This window comes from Nostoc cf. edaphicum LEGE 07299 (assembly GCF_015207245.1).
Lineage (GTDB): Bacteria > Cyanobacteriota > Cyanobacteriia > Cyanobacteriales > Nostocaceae > Nostoc > Nostoc edaphicum_B.
This window is the reverse complement of sequence record NZ_JADEXF010000564.1, coordinates 1-3,911: the sequence shown is the minus strand read 5'-3', so window position 1 is coordinate 3,911 and position 3,911 is coordinate 1. Positions and strand designations below refer to the sequence as shown.

Here is a 3,911-nt window from a genome sequence, read left to right as displayed (position 1 = left end):
GGTGTGGCAAAAGGGCCTGATGGTGCTTATTACATCAGCCAATTTACTGGTTTCCCTTTCCCAGAAGGTGAGGCAAAAATCTATCGAGTCGGTACTGATGGTAAATCATCAGTCTTCGCCGATGGTTTTACCCAACTCACAGACTTGGAATTCGATCCTGCGGGCAATTTGTATGCTTTGCAGTACGCCAATCAGTCAGCCTGGAAGGGTGCTTTTGATGGTTCTGTAATCAAAATAGCTCCCGATGGCACACGCACAACTCTTCTGAGTGGCAATGGATTAGAGTCGCCTAGCGCCCTGACTATTGGTTCTGATGGTGCAGTATACGTCACCAACCGAGGCGATCGCCCAGGACTTGGACAAGTTCTCAGAATTGAAAATACCAAGTCTATTCCTGAACCTGATTCTGCTTTAGGTGTATTAGCGATCGGCGCTTTCGGCGTTGGTTGGTTGCACAAGAAAAGAAACTCTAAATCTCTCATAGATAGAGTTGTGGCGCTCAAGTAAAAAGTTTCAAACCAATATCAGTGCCTCTCAAGGACATTTACCCTGCATTCTTCAGGGACTAGAATTCCTTCTCTTTAAAACCATAAAACTTTCCCGAAATTAGTAACTCTTAATCTCCCTTGAAAGGTATGAAACTCAAATCATTTGCTCTGACATCTCTGACATTTTGTTTTACTGCTATTTGTGGAACAACATCTGCACAAGCTGCAACACTAACAAGTATTGTCGATGGAATCAGTAATGCACGGGGTGCTAGCTTTGGCCCTGATGGAAGTCTATACGTGGCAGAACCAGGTATAGGAGGAAACGGGAATTGCCAGCCATCTCCAAGTACAATATTTCAGCCTCTTTGTGTAGGCAATAGTGGTTCACTCGTTAAAGTCTCACCAGACGGTACCAAAACGCGTTTACTCACTAACTTTCAGTCTGTCGCAGAACAACCCTCCGGCAACCAAGGAGCTGGTATTCAAGACCTGCAATTCGACTCTTTGGGAAATGCTTATCTTTTAACTGGGTTTGCTGGATATCCTGGAAACCGCGATAAAGAAACACTTAAACTTGGTTCTAAATACCCTATTCCAGAAACGCAAATTAAAGTTTTCCCGCCATCCGCACCCGATAAAGTTTTGAATGCCTCGAACTTAGCACAACTATACAAAGTTGACCTGAATACCGGCTCTCTCAACAGTATTTTCGACTTTGGCAAGTATGAAATTGTCAACAATCCAGATGGTCAAGATGTAGTTACCAATCCCTACGATCTGACTATCAGTGGCGATACTGCTTATGTCGTTGATGGAGGTGGAAACGCTGCTTACAAAATAAAACTTGATGGCAGTGACTCTAAAGCGATCGCAATTCCTAAGAAAATCGCTAGCGCCTCAGTGTTGCCATCTGCGCCACCAGGGCAAGAGTTACCTCCAGACCTAGTAGAGTTGCTTCCAGGGCTAGTAGAACAGGTTCCTGGAGGACAAGTAGCCATTCAATCAGTACCAACAGGTGGCGCAGTTGGCCCCGATGGAGCTTTATACGTTGGTGAATATACGGGTTTTCCTTATCCAGAAAATCAATCACGGATTTTCCGCATCGGCAAGGATGAAAAGCCAGAGGTCTTTCTAGATGGGTTTACGCACATCACCGACCTAACTTTTGATGAGAAAGGCAATTTGCTGGTCTTACAGTTCAGTGACCAGTCCCAGTTAAACGGTGACATCACAAATCTACCTGGATCTCTCATCCAAGTTTCTCCTGATGGCACTCGCACAACACTCGTTGCAGCAGGTCAAGGGCTAGATTCGGCTGATGGAATTGATATTGGTCCTGACGGCAAGATTTATATTACCAACCGTGGTGTCGGCCCAGAAAACGGGCAGATTGTTCGGGTGGATGGTCTTGTTACACAAAAAGTCCCCGAACCTACTTCAATACTTGGCTTATTAGCACTTGCTAGCGTAGGCGCAACTGCTGCTTTCGCCAAGCGCAAAGACCAACACAAGTTGGGTGAAAAGTTACTACCCAAAGCAGAGATAGTCTAATTCCTCTTTACCTGGTGTCAGGTAATAGTTAGAGAATAGGCTGCTGCCTCACACAGAAAGTTGCATTTCAAACAGGAGGCAGCAGCCCGAATATTAGGGTTCCCGAACTGGGACTGGGAACAAAATTAGTCTAGGAAAGAGTATACACTCATACAACCAGGACTTCAAACTCATGGGATTAGTCAAAAATTTGTCAATCAGCATTCTCGGTGCTGGATTCATGGTGTTGGCAGCAGCAGCCCAAGCCAAAGCTGTAACATTAACTTACGACAGAAGTATTGGCAGTCCTGGCTTCGGCCCTGGGCAACTGTTTGTTCCCCAAGGTATAGCGGTGGATAGCCAAGGGAATACCCTCATAGCTAACGGACGCGGTGTTAACCCGGATGGTACTCCTAACTACAACCTCGGTAACAAAATTGAAAAATTTAGTCCAAGCGGCCAGTATATTGGAGCTATTGGCTCCGGCGGCACAGGACCCGGACAGTTTGACGAGCCAACAACTGTAGACTTTAATCCCGTAACAGGGGATCTGTATTCGGGTGATGTTTACAACAACCGCATCAATCAATTCGATTCTCAGGGTAACTTTATTAGATCCTTTGCAAATGGAGATTTTACCCCTCGCGTAAATGATCGGATTTTCTTTGGGCCATCTGGTCTAACATTTGACAAAACTGGCAACGTTTACGTAGGTGATTTCAACGGCGAAAGAATCCTTAAATTCACACCAGACGGACAGGCAATTGGTGTCATTGGTGGCGCTCTTGGCACTGCACCTGGACAATTCCAAGGTGTCGCAGGTGTAAGAATTTCCCCAGTTAGTGGAAATATCTTTGTAGCTGACCAGTATAACAACCGCGTTCAAGTACTCGATCCAAATGGTAAATCTCTATTGGCATTTGGTTCAGCAGGTAGCGGGCCTGGACAACTTCTTCAGCCAATTGGCATCGAAGTGGACGAGCAAGAGAATGTTTATGTAGCTGATTCTATCAACAGCCGCGTTCAGGTCTTTGATAAAAACGGTAAGTTCTTGACTTCCTTCGGTCAACCAGCCCTCGATGCATCAGGTAATCCTGTACCGCCTCCAGCATTAACTGGCCCTCCTTTTGGCAATCCCCTCGACCTCACTCCCGGCAGATTTAACTGGACGGGTGGTACAAGCTATAAAGATGGCAAGCTTTATGTGGGCGATTTCTTCCAAGGTCGCGTCCAAGTGCTAAACGTAGAAGGCAGAAGGCAAGTACCAGAACCTAGTTCAGCATTGGGTTTAGCATTGCTTGGACTTGGGGCTGCTACCGTCACATTGCGGAAACGTGGGCAACAAAAGCCAGTCTTCAGTTTAGAGAAAGAACTACAAAAACAGTGCTGAGTTCTCATGATTGAGTAGCAGTAAAGTGACCGAATCCGAGTTCAGAAGTCGAAGTTCCGAGTTCTGAGGCTGAAGTTCCGAGTTCTGAGGCTGAAGTTCCGAGTTCAAAGGTCGAAGTTCCGAGTTCAGAGGCTGAAGTTCCAAGTTCAGAGGTCGAAGTTCCAGGTTCAGAGGCTGAAGTTCCGAGTTCAGAGGCTGAAGTTCCGGGTTCAGAGGCTGAAGTTCCGGGTTCAGAGGCTGAAGTTCCAAGTCCAGAGGTCGAAGTTCCGAGTTCAGAGGCTGAAGTGGATTAAACAAAATCTAAAACTTCTATTTCGTGGGGTGCGTTATGCCCTTGGGTAACACACCTTACGAAAATTTCAGGTCATAAATCTGGAATAAGGGAGATAAAAACTGGATAACACTAAATAAAGCCAACATTATCAAGGTGCTTTTAGGACATTAACGGTTAATGCACATTCTGATTTATTCATACAACTATCATCCAGAACCAATTGGTA

Annotated in this window: 3 protein-coding genes; all 3 read left to right on the top strand. The window is 45.7% G+C overall.

Features of this window, described 5'->3' with window-relative positions; translation table 11 throughout:
- A partial coding sequence (locus tag IQ229_RS16870) for a ScyD/ScyE family protein (protein ID WP_194045637.1) occupies nt 1–507 on the top strand: 507 nt, incomplete at its 5' end.
- A 128-nt stretch (nt 508–635) separates the two neighbouring features.
- Nucleotides 636–2,042, top strand: a complete 1,407-nt coding sequence (locus IQ229_RS16865) for a ScyD/ScyE family protein (RefSeq protein ID WP_194045635.1) — start codon at nt 636–638, stop codon at nt 2,040–2,042.
- A 172-nt stretch (nt 2,043–2,214) separates the two neighbouring features.
- Nucleotides 2,215–3,411 carry a scytonemin biosynthesis PEP-CTERM protein ScyF gene (gene scyF, locus IQ229_RS16860; RefSeq protein ID WP_194045633.1) on the top strand — a complete coding sequence of 399 codons (1,197 nt, stop codon included), beginning with the start codon at nt 2,215–2,217 and terminating at the stop codon, nt 3,409–3,411.
- Nucleotides 3,412–3,911: the final 500 nt, after the last annotated feature.

What these genes read in the sequence shown, in the direction of transcription:
- IQ229_RS16865 (WP_194045635.1), top strand. Translation starts at nt 636, where the DNA reads ATGAAACTCAAATCATTTGCTCTGACATCTCTGACATTTTGTTTTACT.
- scyF (WP_194045633.1), top strand. Translation starts at nt 2,215, where the DNA reads ATGGGATTAGTCAAAAATTTGTCAATCAGCATTCTCGGTGCTGGATTC.